Genomic DNA, 18243 nt, shown 5'->3' with positions numbered 1-18243 from the left:
CGGTTGCCGCCATGACGTGTTGCTGATCTTTACCCGGTTTGTGCGATTCCACATTGGTAATGTGATAGCCGACCGCACCCGCCGCTAACGCTTTTTTAACAAACGCGTTGTTGAGTTCTTCCATGGACGTTGCCCATGAAACTGTTGTCACCCCTACAGCCTGCAGTGAGGAAATTTCACGATGCGATAATCCTGAGCGGATTAAGACAGGTTTGACATCCTTGGGAAAGAATATAGACAAGACATCATTTACTAAGCCTTTCATGATTTTATTCCTCATTAGTTCATCTTCAGGTTCGGGCGTATAGCCGTGCTACTCATACATTTTGTGACTTGCGGGAATAAGAATTCGAGCGGGCACAACCCTAAGAAACACCTTTTCATGTAACGACGTTTAGCTTTAATTGCTAATTAGTTGTTAAGTAAACTTCCGTCACAATTAACGCGATGTCTAAAGAGGATGCTTTCACTTAGTTACAGGTTCGGTACTTTTGACATGAGCACTGCAAAAGGCGATTACGGTGGCCGGAATGATAATAACCAGACAGTTTCCGTTCGCTTGAAAACATGGACAGATTTTTGTCCGAAGATAATTCAGTTCATATCGAGGGTTAAATGATTTTTTCAAGAACTGTCCTCAGTTGACTCAGTGCTTCTGCGTGTTTATTTGCTGGCATATTCGACAGATTTTGTTGCTTCCAGCGTACTGCGGGCAACTTATCTATGTTATCCAGGCCCAGCAAATTCCAGTCAGGATCTCTGTTTTTGAATGACAGTAAAAATGTTCTTTCATCTGTAGTCATTTCAGCATGGATTTGCTTAATCAATTGTTTGCGCACGGCGAGCAATTCATCCAGCGGAACATCTTTATCTGCCATGCTGCGAAATTCACCCTCATAGATCCCGGCGATGTCTTTTAAATGTGGCCGCAGTAACTCGGCGATAGGGCGTGAATGACTGATGATATAAACCATCAAAGCTTTACGCAGTAACGGAGTGAGGCCTTCATTGTCGAGTAAGAATTTGATGTCAAACAAATCTCTTGGATGTTGACGGTCGAGCGCCGCGCAAATTTTTCCGGCATAGAGATCAGCAAATGACACCACTGAAACCTCAGCAAAGCCAAACTCATTTTCCACCGTCTCACAGACAGGGAGAAGGGCCGGTTCATATACGGTTCCTCTTAATACCGGTGAGAGTTCAATCTTTATCATGACCCCGTCACGTATAACCGTCAGCCGCAATGCATCATCTTTATCTTCGTAGGACTTACGGACTTTGCTGCCCGGAAGGGTAACGATTATAGAATGAGCAATATTATCTAATGCGGATTTGATACCCCTGAGGGAAGCATCCCGCTCCAGTACGGGCAAATACACGAGATCGATATCAACAGATAAGCGGGGAAAATCACGTATAAAAAGATTGATTGCCGTCCCCCCCTTAAGTGCAAAACAATCGTGTTTGGCAATAAGAGGAAGCAGCTGTAACAGCAACTGCACCTGTTTGTAGTAAATACTTTCCCTGTCCATTCTTGATTACATATCCTTGGGTACGGTGATATTCCAGGTGGTGTCCAGTCTGCCGGAATGAGCAATCACCCGCTTTCCGCTGCCTAGCTCATACTGCTCAGGCTTAAGGTATTTTAACCAGGCGTGGTTATGGCGCTCTGCCAGCCAAAGGAAGAGACGTTTTGATTTGATACTGCAGTTTGCCAGTAACAGCGGTTCAAGTTTGCGGGGAGAGAGGGTGAAAAGCCCCTGCATGATTTGGTCCACATGTTCAAAACTGATGTTTTTCGGTACATCTGCGAGAAGTTCAATTATGGCTCTTTCTGGCCCGGAATAGTGCAGCGGCGGCAGTGATTGTCGCCATTGGTTTTCGCGGAGATATGCTGCATTTTCAATGATGCTGTCGGGCCATAAACGGCGTGTGCCGCGCCATTCAAAATTCGCGCAGGCAGTAATTTTGTTTAACCATGCCGGTGGCGAACCTGCAGAATAAAGGCTGACAGGTACGATCTGATTTTTAATCTGATAGTGTGCTAAACCTTCCAGATTCAACGCCGTAATCCCCCCCACAGTGATGAACGCAGGTTGCATACGCTGGAGAGAAGATACGATGCCTTGCCAGCTTAAGGGTGTTTCATCACAAACATACACACCCGGAACGAGCATCCGCAATGTCCTGCTTTTAACCGCATTATCGATAAAATGCAGGTCTAATCCTTGCTGTTGAAGCCATGCTTTTGTAGCCACCAAGCCTGAGGGCAATAACGTTTTGAGTCGTTGTCTCGCATCGGTATTAAGCATACAACCCCTTTTGTTTATGAAATCCACAATTCACGGCGATTATTGCCGTAAATTTTATAATATGTAAACCGAATGCGATTCAATTTTGTTCTTGTTGGATATTGCGGGCGGACTGTAGCTCAGCTTCAGTCGCTAAACCAACTGGCAAATGATGGAAGTAAGAGATGCTTTCCAGAGAAATTTTGGGGGTTGCAGCGGATTACATCCGCCGTCGCCTCAGACAGCTTGAAGCAAAACGACAGGTAATTTGACGACATCCGCTAACGATGGCCATAAAGGGACATGTGGTCAGTTAGCTTTCAGCAAAACCCTGTTAACTGCCTTCCAAAACGGATTCAAATATATTCCCTCCTGTACTAATTGCGACTCAGTTCACATCATCTCTTGTTAGTGATCTATATAAAACATCAGTCCAAATAAAAAGAAACAGCGGTTCATTAATTTATCTTCACATTATACATGAGCGGTGATGAGTGCGAATGTTGATTTTATGTGAATTTAAAGTTTTTTAAAAATAACAAGTGCCGCAATTTTCAAACAATAAAATTCAATACAAGAGGGGAAGATGGATATATTTCTGAGTTTGGTTAGAACGCCCGCGGTGATAATTGCGATTATTGCTTTTCTGGGGTTGCTATTTCAGAGGGCATCCGTATCCAGAATAATCACGGGTACGGCGCTTTCTTTCATCGGATTCACCATGATCAAAGTCGGTGGTTCAATCCTGATGAAAGTGTTAACGGCGTTTAGTACGTTGTTTTCCAGCGCTTTTGACATTGTCGGCGTGGTGCCCAGCAACGAAGCGATCATGGCCGCAACCATCGATCAGATTGGTTCCACCGCAGCGATTATTTTGCTTTTCTCCATGGTGATAAATATTCTTCTGGCCAGATTTACCCGCCTGAAATTTATCTATCTTTCGCTGCATCTGGTGCTGTTTATGTCCTTTGCATTAACCGCTGTACTGATGCAGTTGGGCTACAGCCATTATCCAATCATTATCATCTCGTCGATATTTATCGGCTTCTATATGGCAGCCTCACCGTTCTTTCTTAATAAATTTAGCCGTGAAATCATCGGCTCAGATGAATATGCTATTTCCCATGCCGCGATTTCTTCTTACATTATTGGTTCTTATATGGGGAAATGGTTCGGCAATAAGAAAACCGACACAGAACATCTCAAAATCAGTAATAAATTCGACTTCCTTCGTGAACCCAATATCGCCACACTGCTGACGATGTTAGTTCTGCTGTTGATCTCCTGCGTTTTCGCCACGCAACCGCAGATCAAAACTGCCATGACGCTGGTGTACGGGGCGGGCGCGGCAGATAAGAATATGGTTATTTTCATTCTTGAACAGTCAGCCGTGTTTGCCTGCGGGCTTTATTTAGCGAAGGCGGGCGTTAACTTATTTACGGCGGAAATCGTACCGGCCTTTAAAGGATTTTCCCGAGTCTTCGCGCCCGGCGCTGTGCCGGCCGTTGATGTGATGGTGCTGTTTACCAAAGCGCCGAATGCCACGCTGATTGGTTTTCTGGTGAGTTTCTCAGTGGAACTGGTGTGTATCCTGATTTTTCCGTTTATCGGATTGCCGATTATTGTCCCCGGCATCATGGCGAGCTTTATTACCGGCGGCGCTGCGGCCATCTTCGGTAACGCGACCGGCGGGTTCCGCGGCGCGGTCATCGCCAGCGGCATAAACGGGCTGTTGTTGTGTGTTCTCCCTGCGCTGACCCTGCCGCTGTTTGCTCATCTCGGCGCTCAGGGTGTCACTTTTGCGGACCCGGATTTCACCCTGTCTTCCCTGCTGTTAGATCATCTGCTGCGTCTGTTTAAATAACAGGATGTAAAGAAAAAGCCGCCTCAGGCACTGAAGGCGGCTTTTTTGCTATGCGGGAAAGCAATGAGGCGCTGACGAATTAGCCGGTCAGCTCCCCCAGCGGCTTTTCAGATAACGAACGGCTTCCTGCGTCTGAGGCTGGTTGAGATAGTTCTCTCTGAAGAGAATGGTGCCCTGAATTTGGGGTACTGCGTCGTTTAAATCCAGCTGTTTTTTCAGTTCCGGCACGCCGCCGTTAACCATCCAGTCGGGTTCATTTTTTGAAGGTTCCCCGATTTTGTACAGCGCGATGCCAATATACAGGCGCGTGTGTGTCGGTTTGACCACCTCTGCCCACCAGCTTGCCAGTACGTCATAACGCGCAGCTTTGCGCGAGAAAGGCCAGTACAGCTGCGGGGCAATGTAATCGAGCAATCCCTGCTGAACCCAAAGACGGGTATCGGCATAAGCTTCGTCATAGGCCGCTGCGCCTTGCGTGCGGGAACCGGCCGGATCGTGCGACTGATTGCGCCATACGCCAGCCGGGCTGACGCCAAACTCGACGTCCGGTTTGAGCTGTTTAATGGTGCGGGAAACCTGCTCGATCAGCTGCTGGGTATTGTGTCGCCGCCAGTCCGCTTTAGAGGCAAACCCTTTTCCATATTTTTGGAACGTCAGGTTGTCGTTGAGGCTGGAGCCGGGGGATTCCGTATAGAAATAATCATCAAACTGCACACCATCGACAGGATAACGGGACACCACTTCAGCGACAATGCTGGTGATCCAGTCACGTGCATCAGGGATACCCGGGTCGAGCACAAAGCGATCGCTGGCGGTGCGGATCCAGTCGCGATGCAGGACAAAGACACTGGCCGGGTTCAGGGTCAGGGTATTATTGAGTTCCGCCACGGTGGAAGGTTTGGTGTTAACAGAAACCCGATACGGATTAAACCAGGCGTGGACTTTCATGCCACGCTTGTGCGCTTCATCAAGCATGAACTGCAACGGATCATAGCCAGGATCCTGACCAATTTTACCGGTCATCATGTCTGACCACGGCAAAATTCTGGACGCCCACAGCGCGGTGCCATCAGGTTTTACCTGGAAAAATACGGTGTTGATACCCAGCGTTTTCAGTTTATCAAGCTTATCCATCAGCGCTTTTTTCTGCAGGCTGATGCGCAGGGCAGGGCTGCTGACATTGACGGAGGCCATCGGTGGCCAGTCCAGGCGAGAAACCGTGGTCAGCCAGACGCCGCGTACCGGTTCCTTGTCGTGGGCGGTTTTACCCGGCAGGGGCTTGGTACTGACCGGCGGAAGTGGCGTAACCAGAGACTTCGGCGGTTTGGAAGAACAACTGGCCAGCAAAAGCATGGCAGCCACCAGTGCAATGCCATGCTTCACTTTTTTGAGTGGTAGAGCGCTGAGAGAGCAGACGATGGTAGACTCCGATTCTGTAAGGTAGTCGCTCGAAAGGAGACATTGTCTGTTTATGCCGCGTAAAGTCAATATCTTAGACACAGGGCTAACGCCCCCGCCGTGCCACTCAGTTATCCGAATCTCTTTTTAAACCTTTCCTTGCTGATTTTTCTCTCCATTTTGCCATTACAGCCTGGACATAAATGCTGCTTTTTCCCTTCTAATTCCCATGTGTAATATTTGCGTTTAAACGCGATATTGCACACATCGCACCGTCTGGGTTTTAACGCCGCGATAATGAATGAAATCAGAATCACCGCTCCAACTATCCATACAGACGTTTCCATAATAATGTCGGTTCCTTAATCCATGATGAAAAACAAGAGATGAAACTGCGCCATAAACCTTACAAGAAAAGGGGGTATCTGTAATTACTCATCTTACTCACCTCTTTTGACTTCATACCTCGCCTTTTGCCTGGTCACCACTGCGCACCCTGAGAAAGAATCGCCTATGTTTAAGGTTTCGTTATCAGTTTTACGCTGTCCCGCAGGAATAACGCTTAAGCGGAAACACAGGATGAAAAGGGTATGCTCAGAAAAAAAACCAATGCCAGGCTGGACGAAGATATTTCGGTGCACATATTTACCGCGTCGGCGGGAATGGTTGGCGTATGCATTACGGTCATCGGGATTTTTCAGGTTATTACCACTCTCAGACGAGAAGGGACGCTGGGCGATGATTTGCTGGCAATTAACGCCATTTTGTATCTGGCTACCACAATCATGTCTTACTGGGCGCTGAGAACCCGCGGGCAGCGTCGTAATGTGGTGCTGGAAAAAGTCATCGACATTCTTTTTCTGGTCGCGCTGACCTTCACTACGGTCGTCGCGGGTGTAATTACCTGGGCGATGACCTTTACATGAAGCTCTCTCCTTTGATCCTGTATTCGTATTAACACTACGGCTGGCATCAGAGGTAAAACGTTTTTTAGATAAATCATCAGAACAGAGTGGTGAAATATCTGACACGCTGATCAGGGATTTATCTGTTTCATTCAAACCGGTTATTGGCTACTGATGTTCGCGAAACGGCAGAGAACGAAAAGATATAATCACAGGATGCTTCCATCCTGTGATTATCGGTCAGGGCGGGGGATGACGATTACTTGCGGTCGGTCCAGACGGTTTGCACGTTACAGAATTCACGTAAACCAAAGTGTGAAAGCTCGCGGCCATAACCACTTTTCTTCACGCCGCCGAACGCGACGCGCGGATCCGATGCGCTGTAACCGTTGATAAAGACTCCGCCGGTTTCCAGCTCGCCGGTCATCTCATTTGCCAGATCCAGATTGGCCGTGAAGATCGTCGCACTCAAACCAAACTCGCTGTCGTTTGCCAGCTCAACGGCATGGCGCGCATCACGCGCCACGGTAATTGCGGCGACCGGACCAAACAGCTCCTGACGGAACGCCGTCATCTCCGGTGTCACGTCGCCGAGAACCGTAGGCGTATAGAAGTTACCTTTACCGGCCATCTTCTCTCCGCCGAGCAGCAAGGTTGCGCCCTGCGCCAGACTGTCCTGTACCTGTTGATCCAGCTCATCGCGCAGATCGTAACGGGCCATCGGGCCGATGTAGGTGGCCTCGTCCAGCGGATCACCTGTCACCAGCGCCTGCGTTGCGGCGACAAATTTCTTCGTAAAGGCATCGAGCACGCCCGCTTCGACAATCATGCGTTTTGCGGCGGCACACACCTGCCCGGTATTTTGATAACGGCCTGCGACCGCAGCCGCCACCGCCGCATCCAGATCTGCGTCGTTAAGCACGATAAACGGATCTGAACCGCCGAGTTCGAGCACACATTTCTTCACCGCTTTACCCGCCAGTTCTGCAATGGCAGCCCCGGCGCGCACGCTGCCGGTCACGGTGACGGCGGTAACGCGACGATCGGCTATCAGCCCCGCCACGGCGGGCGTATCGACATTAATGACACCAAACGCACCGGCAGGGAAACCGGCTTTCAGCACCGCCTGCTTCAACCTATAGGTAGTGCCCATGACGTTCGGTGCCGGTTTTAGCAGAAACGTATTTCCGGCGAGCAGCGCCGGCACGGCGCCGCGAAGTATCTGCCACACCGGAAAATTCCACGGCATGATCGCCAGAATCATCCCCGACGGGCGGTAATGGATGTGCGCTTCACCGTTATCGACCTGCGTGGTTTCCGGTGCCAGCATGGCCGGGCCATGTTTGGCATACCATTCACACAGGCTGGCTGACTTCTCGACTTCCGCGCGCGCCTGTTTTACCGGTTTACCCATTTCAAGGGCGATCATGCGGGCGATGTCTTCACTGTCATCTCGCAATTCAGCGGCCAGTTGCAGCAGATGCGTGGCGCGATCGTTGATGTCCACATTACGCCAGTGTTTAAAGGCGTCGCTGCCCTGAGAAACGGCGGCTTCCAGCGCCTGGGGTGAATCATAGGCGTAGTCAGCAAGGCGTTCGCCGTTGAACGGATTCAGTGAAATAGCGTGAGTCTGGGGAGTGGCCTGGGTCATTGATTTTTCCTCATCAGGAGTGATGGAGAGAGAATAACGGCTTGCGCGTTTCATTAAAAATGAATAAAAATGAACTTTCCTTTCATTTTTTGAGAATGGCTATGAATCTGTCACAACTGGAGATGTTCCGCGCCGTTGCCCAAACCGGCAGTATCAGCGCCGCCGCGCTGCTGGTGCACCGCGTACCCTCCAATCTCACCACCCGTATCAGGCAACTGGAAGCCGAACTGGGCGTGGAATTGTTTATCCGCGAGAACCAGCGGCTTCGTCTGTCACCGGCTGGCCGGAATTTTCTCAGCTACAACAATCGTATTTTGGATTTGGTGGAAGAGGCGCGGATGTCCGTATCCGGCAGTGAACCGCAGGGCGTATTCGCGCTCGGGGCGCTGGAAAGTACCGCAGCGGTGCGCATTCCGCCGCTGCTGACGCGTTATCACCAGAAATTCGGTAAGGTCGAGCTGGCGCTTAGCACCGGTCCTTCCGGAGAGTTGCTGGAGAAAGTGCTCGAAGGGGAGCTGGAAGCCACCTTTGTTGATGGCCCTGTGCTGCATCCGGTGCTCGATGGTGTGCCGGTCTATCAGGAAGAGATGGTGATCGTCGCGCCACACGACCATCCGCCAGTGACCCGCGGTCAGGAAGTGAACGGCGAGATTGTGTATGCCTTTCGCGCCAACTGTTCCTACCGGCGGCATTTTGAAAGCTGGTTCAGGGAAGATGACGCTGCGCCGGGCAAAATCTATGAAATGGAGTCTTACCACGGGATGCTGGCGTGCGTTATTGCCGGTGGCGGGCTGGCGCTGATGCCGCGCAGTATGCTGGAAAGTATGCCCGGCAGCAGCACGGTCAGTTGCTGGCCGCTGGCGGAGAATTACCGGTTTCTGACGACCTGGCTGATATGGCGGCGGGCAAGTCTGACGCGAAATCTCTCGGAATTCGTGACCATGGCGTCGGAGATCAGCCCTCTGCTACCTGCAAAATAATTTGCCAGTCCAGCGCGAGTTTGAACATCAGGCAGCCCGCAAAGACGTAAAACAGGGTTTTGTACATGGTGAAAGGAACGACTCTTATGTGATTTGCGTCACATTCTAAGTCGGGAGATGTGAACTCTTCCAGCGGATTTTTCGCAAATTCTGTGTTTAACATCTGGAAAAGGGGACTTTTTCCGGAAGGAGGGTTAAAAAGATAAACTCTCTGCGGAGAATGGCGATATAAGCAACATTATATCGGGCGCATCATTCACTCTGCGACACTATTAAAACTAAGAGTAAAAATTTCACTTAATGGAAATGTCAGTTAATACAAAGAAACAAACAGACAGAATATTGCGTAACAAGCTGTAATATTACGCTGGCGCAATTGATATAGTTATTTGTTTGTGTAGAATCAGACGCACTTTCAAAAAATAAACTCTCAGACTGGCAGGAACATCATGGACAACGCATTAAACGTTTTGAATAATATCCGTACACTTCGCGCACAGGCACGTGAAATGCCTTTAGAAACACTGGAAGAAATCCTCGAGAAGTTGACGGCCATTGTTGAAGAATCTCGCGAAAATGTAAAAGCAGTGAGCGCTCAACAGCAAGAACGTAACGAGAAATTATCTAAATATCGCAAAATGCTGGAAGAAGACGGCATTGATATCGATGATCTGGTCACGCATCAGGGCACGAAAGAAACCACCAAAACCAAGTCTAAACGCCAGCCACGCCCGGCCATTTATCAATACAAAGATACCAACGGCGAGCAAAAAACCTGGACCGGTCAGGGCCGTACGCCATCAGCAATTAAAATTGCTCTGGATGGCGGTGCGACGCTGGAAAGCTTCCTGATCGCGCGTTAATGATACGACTGTATTACTGATGTTTCTGGGATTTCCTGTTTTGTTAACGCGAAACAGGAAGTCACGGATAACAATATTGCTCTTTCCTTACCCGTTTTTATTTTCAAAAATCCCAGTCTATTGAGTCACCTGATAATACTTTTCCTCTGCGCGTTACGATCTTTTAAGATCCTTTCCCGTCTCTGAACACATCTTCACCAGTAAAGTAAATGTAAGTTTTTCACTGCCGCTTCTGCGTTTGCCGGATATTGTTATATGTGAATGATGACGAACTGGCTGAAATTTTGCATCCCTGTAGCCAGTGGGGTTTATTCAGAGAATGTGCTTTATATTATTAGGGGATAAGATAAGGATCGAAAAAATAGCCCGCTACGGGAACGGGCATCAGGAAAGAATTAAGCGTTCTGGCGGTTGTTCTGGTACACACAAAGATGGGTATATGCCGCCTGTAAAAGCGGAACATTTATTCCCACACGAATTGCGCGCTCTACCAGATCGCCGACAATCTGGTCTGCTTCTACCGGGTTACCCTGCGTCATATCGCGGTACATGGAGGAGGTTTGTTCAGAGTGTTTGTCAGTGACGGCTTCTTTAACTTTCGCCACTGCCGCCGCGCGTTCTGCATAACCGAACGCTTTCATGGTGGTCAGCGCTTCATTAACGATGCCTGTCGCAAACTCCGTGCCGCCCGGCGCAGACGCTACCTGACCGATATTGCCGTGCATGGTGCAGGTGATCGCGCCAAAACTGCAAAGCAAAAGCCATTTCTCCCACAGATCGGTCATGATCGTTTCAGAAAGGAATGCCTCGAAACCCGCCTCTTTGAACGCCTGATCGACACGCTGAATGCGCGCGGTTTTTTCACCGGAGAGTTCACCGTAATAGATCTGGTGCATCGGGGTCATCTGGTGGATATGGCCGTCGGCATCCAGGGTCGCATTGATTTTGCATAAACCGCCGAGGAGGGCGTGTTCGCCAAAACGCTGGCTCAGCGTCTCTATATGCTTCATGCCGTTCAGCACCGGCAGGATCATCGTATCTTCACCTACCACCGGCGCGATGTCCTTAATCGCCGCTTCCAGCCCGAAGCTTTTCACTGTCAGCAGGATCAGGTCATAAGGTCCGGTGAGTTGCGATGCCTGTAATACTGACGGCTGGAAATGGAAATCACCGTGCGGGCTGTGCACGGTCAGCCCGTCGCGCTGAACCGCAAGCGCGCGCTTTTCACGTAAAAGAAACGTCACATCCTGCCCGGCCTGCGCCAACCGCGCGCCGAAATATCCGCCGGTCGCGCCCGCGCCCACAACGAGAATCCGCATATATATTCCTCATAGTTCAAGACATTCAGAAACAAACCCGAGGGTGTAAACTACGGCAGACAGTGCCTTTGAATCAAGTGTCAGGGAATAAAGGGCTGGGAGACAGTAAAGAAGAATTTTTGATGATTTTGTCGCGTGATACTATTCAGCATCATTTTTTCTTCAAGGAGCACTGAATGGCCGGTTATCAGCCACCGTACAGTATCACGCCGGCCATTTTGCACCGGGTCGTTGAGGTTGGCGAATTACTCGGGCGCTGGGCCGCGCATGCGGAACAGTCATCAGTCCTGCTGCGCAAAGAAAACCGCATCCGGACCATTCAGGCTTCCCTGGCGATTGAACATAACAGCCTGTCTACACAGCAGGTCACGGCCATCATGGACGGCAAGCGCGTGCTTGCTCCGCAAAAAGACATTCAGGAAGTGCGTAACGCCATTCTGACTTACGAACAGCTTTCCGTCTGGAAAAGCTATCGTATTGAAGATGTCCTGAAAGCCCACCAGCTGATGATGACGGGTCTTGTGGATGCGCCGGGCTATCTGCGTCGCGGTGATGTCGGGGTCTATCGTGATAATCAGCTGATTCATATGGCTCCGCCCGCCGGTCAGCTCCCACGCCTGATGGCGGAGTTGCTGAACTGGCTGAAGGAAACCGATATTCATCCGTTGATTGCCAGCTGTATTTTCCATTACGAATTTGAATTCATCCACCCGTTTGCCGATGGCAACGGACGAATGGGGCGTTTGTGGCAAACCTTGATCCTCAGCCAGTGGCGACCTGAGCTCGCCTGGCTGCCAGTGGAAACGCTGATTCACAATCAGCAACAGGATTATTATCGCGTGCTTGGCGAGTGCGACCGTGCCAGTGATTGCACGGCATTTGTCGCATTTATGCTGGAGAAACTGGTGGACGCATTACGCGAAGGGATTGAAACACAACTCTCGAACTAGACTCCCCGCCCGCAGGCGGGGATAACACACCTCGCGCTATTTCCCCCGCGCCAGAACTTTGCGGTACAGCACCGGCAGCGAAATCACCACGATCAGCATGGCGCCGACAATCACCGACATCACAATTCCCGGCACATTCAGCAGGCTGAGGCCAAAGGTCAGCAGGCCCATCAGGAAGGCGGCGATAATCACGCCGGTCATGCTGCCGGAGCCACCGAGCACGCTGACACCGCCGAGCACCGCCATGGTGATCACGCTCAGTTCCCAGCCGAGCGCCAGCGTCGGACGCGTGCTGCCGAGGCGTGAGGTCAGCAGCACCGACGCCAGCCCGGACATCACACCCACCAGCACGAACAACGTCAGGTTGTGGCGTTTGACGTTAATGCCTGAATACCACGCGGCGACCGGATTGTTGCCGATGGCGTAAGTGCGGCGGCCAAAATTCGTTTTGTGCAGCAGGAAATAAAATACCGCGCCGAGCACCAGGAACAGCGCGAATTCAAACGACAGCGGCCCCCAGACGTAGCCCTGACCAAACCATGCAAAACTGGCCGGATACTGGTTGAGCGACTGGTCACCGAGCAGTACATAAGTGATGCCACGGAACAGACTCATGGTGCCGATGGTGATGACGATAGACGACAGATTCAGCCGCGTAACCAGCAGCCCGTTGACCAGCCCGCACAGCAATCCTACGCTCAGCCCGACGCCGACCAGCGCCGGCGTGGGTAAACCGGCCTGCGCGCAGAACCCCATCACCGTTGAACTCAGCGCCATGGTTGAGGCGACTGACAAATCGATTTCGCGGGCGATGATCAGCATCGCCATCGGCAGCACAATGATGGCTTTTTCGGTGAAGTTAAAGGTCGCGTCCGACAGATTCCAGATATTGAGGAAGTAGGGCGAAGCGAGGGCATTCACGCCAAATACCAGCAGCGTGACAACCAGCAAAAAACCTTCCCAGCACATCAGGCGGCGGAAAAACGGCGTGGCGGCCAGGGTGGTTTTTTCTCCGGCGGCGGAATGCGGCGCGGTGCGCGATGCTAAGGTCTTGTTCATGATCTTACCCCGGTTTCAGTTCGCACAGGCTGGACAGCAGGAGAGTGACGCAGGATCAGCCGTCCTTTACGTTTATTGGCGCGTTCATTAAGGATCACCGCGATCACAATCACGCCGCCGGAAATCGCCATCTGCCAGAACGGCGACACTTCAATCACCGGCAGGGCATTGTTGATAACGCCGAGGAACAGCGCGCCGAGCAGACAACCGACCACTGAGCCGATGCCGCCCATGGTGCTGATGCCGCCGATAACGCACGCCGCAACAATCTGCAATTCAAAGCCGTTGGCGACATCGACATAAGCCACCGCGAAGCGTGAAATCCACAGATAGCCGCAGAATCCGGCCAGCGCGCCGGAAAGGCAGAAGCTGACGAACTGCATTTTGCCCGCATTGATGCCGGTGTAATACGCCGCCGTCGCGTTGCCGCCAGCGGTATATAAAGCGCGACCGGTGCGGCTGTAACGCAGGAAGTACGCCACCAGAATCAGCGCGGCAATCGCGCACCAGCCGAGCAGCGGCAGGCCGATAAAGGTCGCACGTGGCAGGCTGAGAAAATCCGGGCTCATCTGATGGGCATTGATCCAGCCACCGTTGGAGAGCAGAAAAATGATGCCGCGATAAATGCTCATGGTGCCGAGCGTGACCACAATCGGCGGAATACCGACTTTCCACACCAGCAGGCCGTTAACCGCGCCCATCACCAGCCCGAGCAGCGTCGCCAGCACCACCAGCGACCACACCGGAATATCCGGGTGATGGAAGTTAATCAGCGCGACGATCATCCCGGTCAGCGCCAGATTCGCCGCCATCGATAAATCGATGCCTTTGGTCAGCAAAACCATCATCTGCCCGAGGGCGAGGATGATCAGAATCGAGGTATCGTTAAACATCTCCAGCAGATTACCGATGCCGATAAACTCCGGCGAACGCGCGCCCACGGCGAGCACCATCAGGACAATCACCACCGCCAGCAGCAGCTCGCGGTATTTCAGCAGGTTTCTGATCATGCTGCCTCCTCGCCCGCGCCACTGGCGGCGCTGACAATCATTTCTGCGCTGGCTTCACCGGCCCTGAATTCCGCCACCATCAGCCCTTCATGCATCACGATGATGCGATCTGCCATGCCCATCACTTCCGGTAATTCGGATGACACCATAATCACCGCCAGCCCGCGCCCGACCAGTTCAGACATAAACTGATGCACCGCCGCTTTGGAGCCGATATCAATGCCCTTTGTCGGCTCATCGAGAATGATGATGTCCGGTTTCGTGGCCAGCCATTTGGCAATGACCACTTTTTGCTGATTCCCGCCAGAAAGCGTGCCCACCGCCTGTTTCCAGCTCGATGCCTTGACCTGCAACCGCCGGGCGTAATCATCTGCCAGCGCCCACTCTTTTTTGTCATTGAGTACGCCACGCGGATTGAGCTGGCTGAGCTGCGGCAGGCTGATGTTCTGGCTTATGGGTAAATCAATGATCGCGCCCTGTTTCTGGCGCTCTTCCGGCACGTACACAATCCCCGCCCGGATGGCCTGAGAAGGGCGGGAGAAATGCTGCTCTTTGCCGTTGATCAGGATCTTGCCGCCGCCCGGCTGTGTAACGCCAAACAGCGCCTGCATCAGCTCGGTGCGCCCGGCGCCCACCAGCCCGTAAAAGCCGAGGATTTCGCCTTTGCGCAGCGAGAAATTAATGCCTGAAAATTCGGTCGGATGGCTGAGGTTTTGCACCTCAAGCACTGTTTCGCCCGGCGCGCAGTTCACTTTCGGGTAAGCCTGACTGACTTCGCGGCCAACCATCATGGTGACCATCTGCTGTTCGCTGATGTCGCTGATTTTGCCGGAACCGACATAGCTGCCATCGCGTAATACGGTGTAGTAATCGGAAATAGAGAAGATCTCGTCGAATTTGTGCGAGATAAACAGGATGGCTTTGCCTTCGTGTTTCAGGCGTTCCACAATCTGATAAAACTCAACGATTTCATGCTGAGAAAGTGCGGCGGTCGGTTCATCGAGGATCACCACCTGCGCATCAAACGACAGTGCGCGGGCGATCGCCACCATATGGCGCTGCGCAATGCTCAGGTCTTTCAGCGTGGCGTGCGGATCGATGTTCACTTCCAGGCGGGTCAGAATGTCGCGCGCCTGCTGATGCATCGCCGGCCAGTTCAGGCGTTTGAACAGCCCGCCGTAAACGTAGTGGCCGACGAAGATATTTTCGGTAACGGAAAGCTCGTCAAACAACACGGTTTCCTGATGAATGGCGGTAATCCCGACTTTGTGCGCGGATTCCGGCGTCGGCAGTTTGATCGGAATGGCTTTGTAACGCAGTTCACCCTCTTCCGGCTGATAAATCCCGGTCATGACTTTCACCAGCGTCGATTTCCCCGCGCCGTTTTCGCCAATCAGGGCGGTGACTTTTCCCGGATATAAATCCACATGCACATTGTTCAGTGCCCTGACGCCCGGAAAGACTTTGCTGATGCCTTTTAGTGATAAAAGCGGTGTGGTATCGGTCATAGATGTCCCCTGACGAAGCACAACAAAACGGCTGACCGCAGACCGGTCAGCCGCATTCAGGATCAGAAAATTTTAGAGAATTTGTCGATGTTGCTGGCGTCGTAAACGAACGGTTCTGCCATTGCGCCGCTGCCGTCAGCGTCCAGTTTGACTTTGCCTAAACGGCCCATGCTGGCTTCGGTTTTGGTGGCGGTGCCTTTGACTAAATCGTCAGCCAGATAGGTGGCGGCGTAACCCAGATCGATCGGATTCCAGATGGCGAAGCTTTTGGTCGCGCCGGATTTCACGGCACCGGCCATTTCAGACGGCAGCCCCAGGCCGGTCACGTATACCTTGCCGATTTTGCCCTGATCTTTCACCGCCTGCGCCGCCGCCACGATACCCACGGAAGACGGAGAAATAATCACTTTCAGATCCGGATAGGATTTCAGCAGGCCGATGGTTTCACGGTAACTTTTATCTGACAGATCATCGCCATACGCGACGGTCACCAGATTCACCGAAGGGTATTTCGGCAGCACCTTTTTCATCTCCGCAATCCACAGATTCTGGTTAGTGGAGGTTGGGGTGGCGCTCAGGATCGCCACGTCGCCTTTTTCGACGTTCAGGGCTTTCAGCGCGTCGGCGGCCAGTTTGACGTTGGTTTCGCCAATCAGCGCATTGTTAGACGGATTCAGGTGGATCTGACGGCCGTCTTTGGCGACACCGGAATCCCACGACACCACTTTAATGCCGCGCTGCATGGCTTTTTTCAGCACCGGCACTAACGCATCCGGGTCATTGGCGGAAACTGCGATGGCATCAACGCCCTGTGCGATCAACCCGTTCAGCACTTCGATCTGCGCCTCGGCGGTGGTTGTCGTCGGGCCGGTGTAAATCACTTTCACGTCGCCCAGTTCTTTCGCGGCCTGCTGTGCGCCCACGTTGGCCGCTTCAAAAAATCCGTTGCCCAGTGATTTCGCGACCAGTGCAATTTTCACTTCTGCCGATGCCGCGCCTGCCAGCAGGATACTGCTCGCCATCAGGGTAAGGCTCAGTACGTGTTTTAATTTCATTGTTTGTACTCCGCATAGAGTTTAACGACCAAAAGTTGCCGACGCGCCAGGCGCATGATCACGACTCTAGGAGGTTGCTGATAAACTGACCTTTCCGCGAGTGCCAGTTCTAAGCCAACTATGGCAAAGGTGCAAAGGTTTAAGAGAACAACCTCACAAATTGATAACAATGTTGTGGCGGGCAACGCAAACGGTCAGAAAAACACAGGTTTTGGATGCAGAAAACCCGCACTAAAATCAGGCGTAAACCTGCGTCACACAGCGGATTTCACAGGATCAGAGGCAGAAAGAAAGGTTTTGTTCAAAAGCGGCTGATGGGTCACAGTTTCAGCCTGATGCGAGGGGGCAGCGACGACTAAGATATTACGATAATGTTAATAAGGAGTCGCAAATGACCGTGTTACGCAGTAGCGAATATTTTGCCTCAGGAGATTTCCCGGTCGCCATTGAACCCCGTTATCCGCAGGAGACGTTTCCTGAACATCATCATCAGGATTTCAATGAAATAGTGCTGGTCGAACAGGGCACCGGCACCCACGTTTTTAACGATCAGCCGCTGCTGCTAAGTGCGGGCAGCGTCTGTTTTGTGCGCCACCGCGATCATCATCTCTACGAAGACACCGACAACCTGCACCTGACCAACGTGCTGTACCGCAGCCCGGAGGCTTTCCGCTTTCTGAATGGGCTTGGCGATCTGCTGCCGCAGGAAGTCGATGGCATTTATCCGGCGCACTGGCGTATCAATCCCGGCCAGATAGCGCAGGCAAAAACGCTGATCGACCTGCTGGCGCGCAAACCGGTCCGAACGTCACCGGAGTCTCAGGCGCAGCAGGAACTGTATTTTATGCAACTCTTACTGCTGCTGCGAAAAGGCAGCCGTGAGGTGGGATACAGCGGGCAGGGCGGTGACCTGAATAATTTACTCGACTGGATGAATGAGCATTACGACGAAGAGATCGACTGGCCGGTGCTGGCAGAAAAGTTTTCGATGTCGCTGCGTACCCTGCACCGGCAGATGAAGCAGCAAACCGGCTGCACGCCGCTCAACTATCTCAACCGTCTGCGCCTGCTCAATGCCCGCAACCTGCTGCGATTCACCGACAGCTCGATCACTGACATTGCGCATCAGTGCGGCTTCTGCGACAGCAACTACTTCTCCACTCTCTTCAAACGTGAATTCGGCTACGCTCCCCGCAACGCGCGTTTGTGATCCTCATTCGTTATCTCCAATTTGCAAAAATGTTACGTCGGGCAGTCCGACCATGACATTTTTGCCATTTCCCACGCCGGGCTGGCAGTGACGGAAAGGTAAAACCCGGTCGGATAGAACAGGCTGTTAAAACTTCACAAAAAAGAACTTATTTTTTAACAACTCGTTCATCACCTCTAT

Annotated in this window: 16 protein-coding genes and 1 pseudogene; 6 read left to right on the top strand and 11 right to left on the bottom strand. The window is 51.9% G+C overall.

Annotated elements, in window-relative coordinates:
* The 3 genes from ED901_RS18635 to ED901_RS18625 form a co-directional block, all read right to left on the bottom strand.
* Window positions 1-265 (bottom strand): DUF1471 domain-containing protein (locus tag ED901_RS18635; RefSeq protein WP_162997900.1); only part of this gene is annotated, 265 nt, incomplete at its 3' end.
* Window positions 266-611: 346 nt separating this feature from the next.
* Window positions 612-1532 (bottom strand): nucleotidyl transferase AbiEii/AbiGii toxin family protein, encoded by a 921-nt coding sequence (locus tag ED901_RS18630; RefSeq protein ID WP_122096834.1) that lies wholly within the window; start codon window positions 1530-1532, stop codon window positions 612-614.
* A 6-nt stretch (window positions 1533-1538) separates the two neighbouring features.
* Entirely contained in the window at window positions 1539-2312 is a 774-nt protein-coding gene (locus ED901_RS18625) for a type IV toxin-antitoxin system AbiEi family antitoxin domain-containing protein (protein WP_122096833.1), read from the bottom strand.
* Window positions 2313-2877: 565 nt separating this feature from the next.
* Here ED901_RS18625 and ED901_RS18620 point away from each other — a divergent pair.
* Window positions 2878-4155 (top strand): PTS ascorbate transporter subunit IIC, encoded by a 1278-nt coding sequence (locus tag ED901_RS18620; protein ID WP_056779768.1) that lies wholly within the window; start codon window positions 2878-2880, stop codon window positions 4153-4155.
* Between the two features lie 87 nt (window positions 4156-4242).
* Here ED901_RS18620 and ED901_RS18615 read toward each other — a convergent pair whose 3' ends face one another.
* Window positions 4243-5508 (bottom strand): glycoside hydrolase family 10 protein, encoded by a 1266-nt coding sequence (locus ED901_RS18615; RefSeq protein WP_122096832.1) that lies wholly within the window; start codon window positions 5506-5508, stop codon window positions 4243-4245.
* 176 nt (window positions 5509-5684) lie between these two features.
* A complete protein-coding gene (locus tag ED901_RS18610; protein ID WP_056779771.1) occupies window positions 5685-5900 on the bottom strand; it encodes a hypothetical protein in 216 nt (71 codons plus the stop codon).
* Window positions 5901-6143: 243 nt separating this feature from the next.
* Here ED901_RS18610 and ED901_RS18605 point away from each other — a divergent pair, with 243 nt between their 5' ends.
* Window positions 6144-6479, top strand: coding sequence for a hypothetical protein (locus tag ED901_RS18605; protein WP_056779774.1), 336 nt, complete (start codon window positions 6144-6146; stop codon window positions 6477-6479).
* Between the two features lie 238 nt (window positions 6480-6717).
* Here the strand turns inward: ED901_RS18605 and ED901_RS18600 are convergent, their stop codons facing one another.
* Window positions 6718-8109: an aldehyde dehydrogenase family protein gene (locus ED901_RS18600; RefSeq protein ID WP_122096955.1), complete on the bottom strand. Its 1392-nt coding sequence runs from the start codon at window positions 8107-8109 to the stop codon at window positions 6718-6720.
* 101 nt (window positions 8110-8210) lie between these two features.
* On the opposite strand from ED901_RS18600, the gene ED901_RS18595 reads away from it, so the two are divergent.
* Window positions 8211-9089, top strand: coding sequence for a LysR family transcriptional regulator (locus ED901_RS18595; protein ID WP_122096954.1), 879 nt, complete (start codon window positions 8211-8213; stop codon window positions 9087-9089).
* Between the two features lie 449 nt (window positions 9090-9538).
* Entirely contained in the window at window positions 9539-9952 is a 414-nt protein-coding gene (locus ED901_RS18585; RefSeq protein ID WP_122096830.1) for an H-NS family nucleoid-associated regulatory protein, read from the top strand.
* A 395-nt stretch (window positions 9953-10347) separates the two neighbouring features.
* Here the strand turns inward: ED901_RS18585 and panE are convergent, their stop codons facing one another.
* The gene (gene panE / locus ED901_RS18580; protein WP_122096829.1) at window positions 10348-11271 is read right to left on the bottom strand and encodes a 2-dehydropantoate 2-reductase; all 924 of its coding nucleotides are present in this window, start codon (window positions 11269-11271) and stop codon (window positions 10348-10350) included.
* 176 nt (window positions 11272-11447) lie between these two features.
* Here panE and ED901_RS18575 point away from each other — a divergent pair.
* Window positions 11448-12209, top strand: a pseudogene (locus tag ED901_RS18575) (Fic family protein); the annotation flags it as partial.
* Between the two features lie 48 nt (window positions 12210-12257).
* Here the strand turns inward: ED901_RS18575 and ED901_RS18570 are convergent.
* The 4 genes from ED901_RS18570 to rhaS (ED901_RS18555) all read right to left on the bottom strand — a co-directional run bounded on the left by ED901_RS18570 (window position 12258) and on the right by rhaS (ED901_RS18555) (window position 16853).
* Window positions 12258-13280, bottom strand: a complete 1023-nt coding sequence (locus tag ED901_RS18570; RefSeq protein WP_371414328.1) for an ABC transporter permease — start codon at window positions 13278-13280, stop codon at window positions 12258-12260.
* Window positions 13277-14290 (bottom strand): ABC transporter permease, encoded by a 1014-nt coding sequence (locus tag ED901_RS18565; RefSeq protein WP_122096827.1) that lies wholly within the window; start codon window positions 14288-14290, stop codon window positions 13277-13279. Before ED901_RS18565 ends, ED901_RS18570 begins: the two co-directional genes overlap by 4 nt.
* On the bottom strand, window positions 14287-15798 hold the full coding sequence (locus tag ED901_RS18560; RefSeq protein ID WP_056779794.1) for a sugar ABC transporter ATP-binding protein: 1512 nt from the start codon (window positions 15796-15798) through the stop codon (window positions 14287-14289). The genes ED901_RS18565 and ED901_RS18560 overlap by 4 nt, the downstream gene beginning before the upstream one ends.
* Window positions 15799-15860: 62 nt before the next feature.
* On the bottom strand, window positions 15861-16853 hold the full coding sequence (gene rhaS / locus ED901_RS18555) for a rhamnose ABC transporter substrate-binding protein (RefSeq protein WP_056779797.1): 993 nt from the start codon (window positions 16851-16853) through the stop codon (window positions 15861-15863).
* Window positions 16854-17244: 391 nt separating this feature from the next.
* Here rhaS (ED901_RS18555) and rhaS (ED901_RS18550) point away from each other — a divergent pair, with 391 nt between their 5' ends.
* On the top strand, window positions 17245-18063 hold the full coding sequence (gene rhaS, locus ED901_RS18550; RefSeq protein ID WP_056779799.1) for an HTH-type transcriptional activator RhaS: 819 nt from the start codon (window positions 17245-17247) through the stop codon (window positions 18061-18063).
* Window positions 18064-18243: the final 180 nt, after the last annotated feature.

This window comes from Rahnella sp. Larv3_ips (genome assembly GCF_003697865.1).
GTDB classification, from domain to species: Bacteria; Pseudomonadota; Gammaproteobacteria; order Enterobacterales; family Enterobacteriaceae; genus Rahnella; species Rahnella rivi.
This window is presented reverse-complemented; position numbering and strand designations above follow the sequence as displayed.

Bases quoted from the DNA above. Each gene is read 5' to 3' on its own strand.
- ED901_RS18615 (WP_122096832.1), bottom strand. From the start codon at position 5,508: ATGCTTTTGCTGGCCAGTTGTTCTTCCAAACCGCCGAAGTCTCTGGTT.
- rhaS (WP_056779797.1), bottom strand. From the start codon at position 16,853: ATGAAATTAAAACACGTACTGAGCCTTACCCTGATGGCGAGCAGTATC.
- rhaS (WP_056779799.1), top strand. From the start codon at position 17,245: ATGACCGTGTTACGCAGTAGCGAATATTTTGCCTCAGGAGATTTCCCG.
- ED901_RS18595 (WP_122096954.1), top strand. From the start codon at position 8,211: ATGAATCTGTCACAACTGGAGATGTTCCGCGCCGTTGCCCAAACCGGC.
- ED901_RS18630 (WP_122096834.1), bottom strand. From the start codon at position 1,532: ATGGACAGGGAAAGTATTTACTACAAACAGGTGCAGTTGCTGTTACAG.
- ED901_RS18605 (WP_056779774.1), top strand. From the start codon at position 6,144: ATGCTCAGAAAAAAAACCAATGCCAGGCTGGACGAAGATATTTCGGTG.
- ED901_RS18625 (WP_122096833.1), bottom strand. From the start codon at position 2,312: ATGCTTAATACCGATGCGAGACAACGACTCAAAACGTTATTGCCCTCA.
- ED901_RS18570 (WP_371414328.1), bottom strand. From the start codon at position 13,280: ATGAACAAGACCTTAGCATCGCGCACCGCGCCGCATTCCGCCGCCGGA.
- ED901_RS18620 (WP_056779768.1), top strand. From the start codon at position 2,878: ATGGATATATTTCTGAGTTTGGTTAGAACGCCCGCGGTGATAATTGCG.
- ED901_RS18560 (WP_056779794.1), bottom strand. From the start codon at position 15,798: ATGACCGATACCACACCGCTTTTATCACTAAAAGGCATCAGCAAAGTC.
- ED901_RS18585 (WP_122096830.1), top strand. From the start codon at position 9,539: ATGGACAACGCATTAAACGTTTTGAATAATATCCGTACACTTCGCGCA.
- ED901_RS18565 (WP_122096827.1), bottom strand. From the start codon at position 14,290: ATGATCAGAAACCTGCTGAAATACCGCGAGCTGCTGCTGGCGGTGGTG.
- panE (WP_122096829.1), bottom strand. From the start codon at position 11,271: ATGCGGATTCTCGTTGTGGGCGCGGGCGCGACCGGCGGATATTTCGGC.
- ED901_RS18600 (WP_122096955.1), bottom strand. From the start codon at position 8,109: ATGACCCAGGCCACTCCCCAGACTCACGCTATTTCACTGAATCCGTTC.
- ED901_RS18610 (WP_056779771.1), bottom strand. From the start codon at position 5,900: ATGGAAACGTCTGTATGGATAGTTGGAGCGGTGATTCTGATTTCATTC.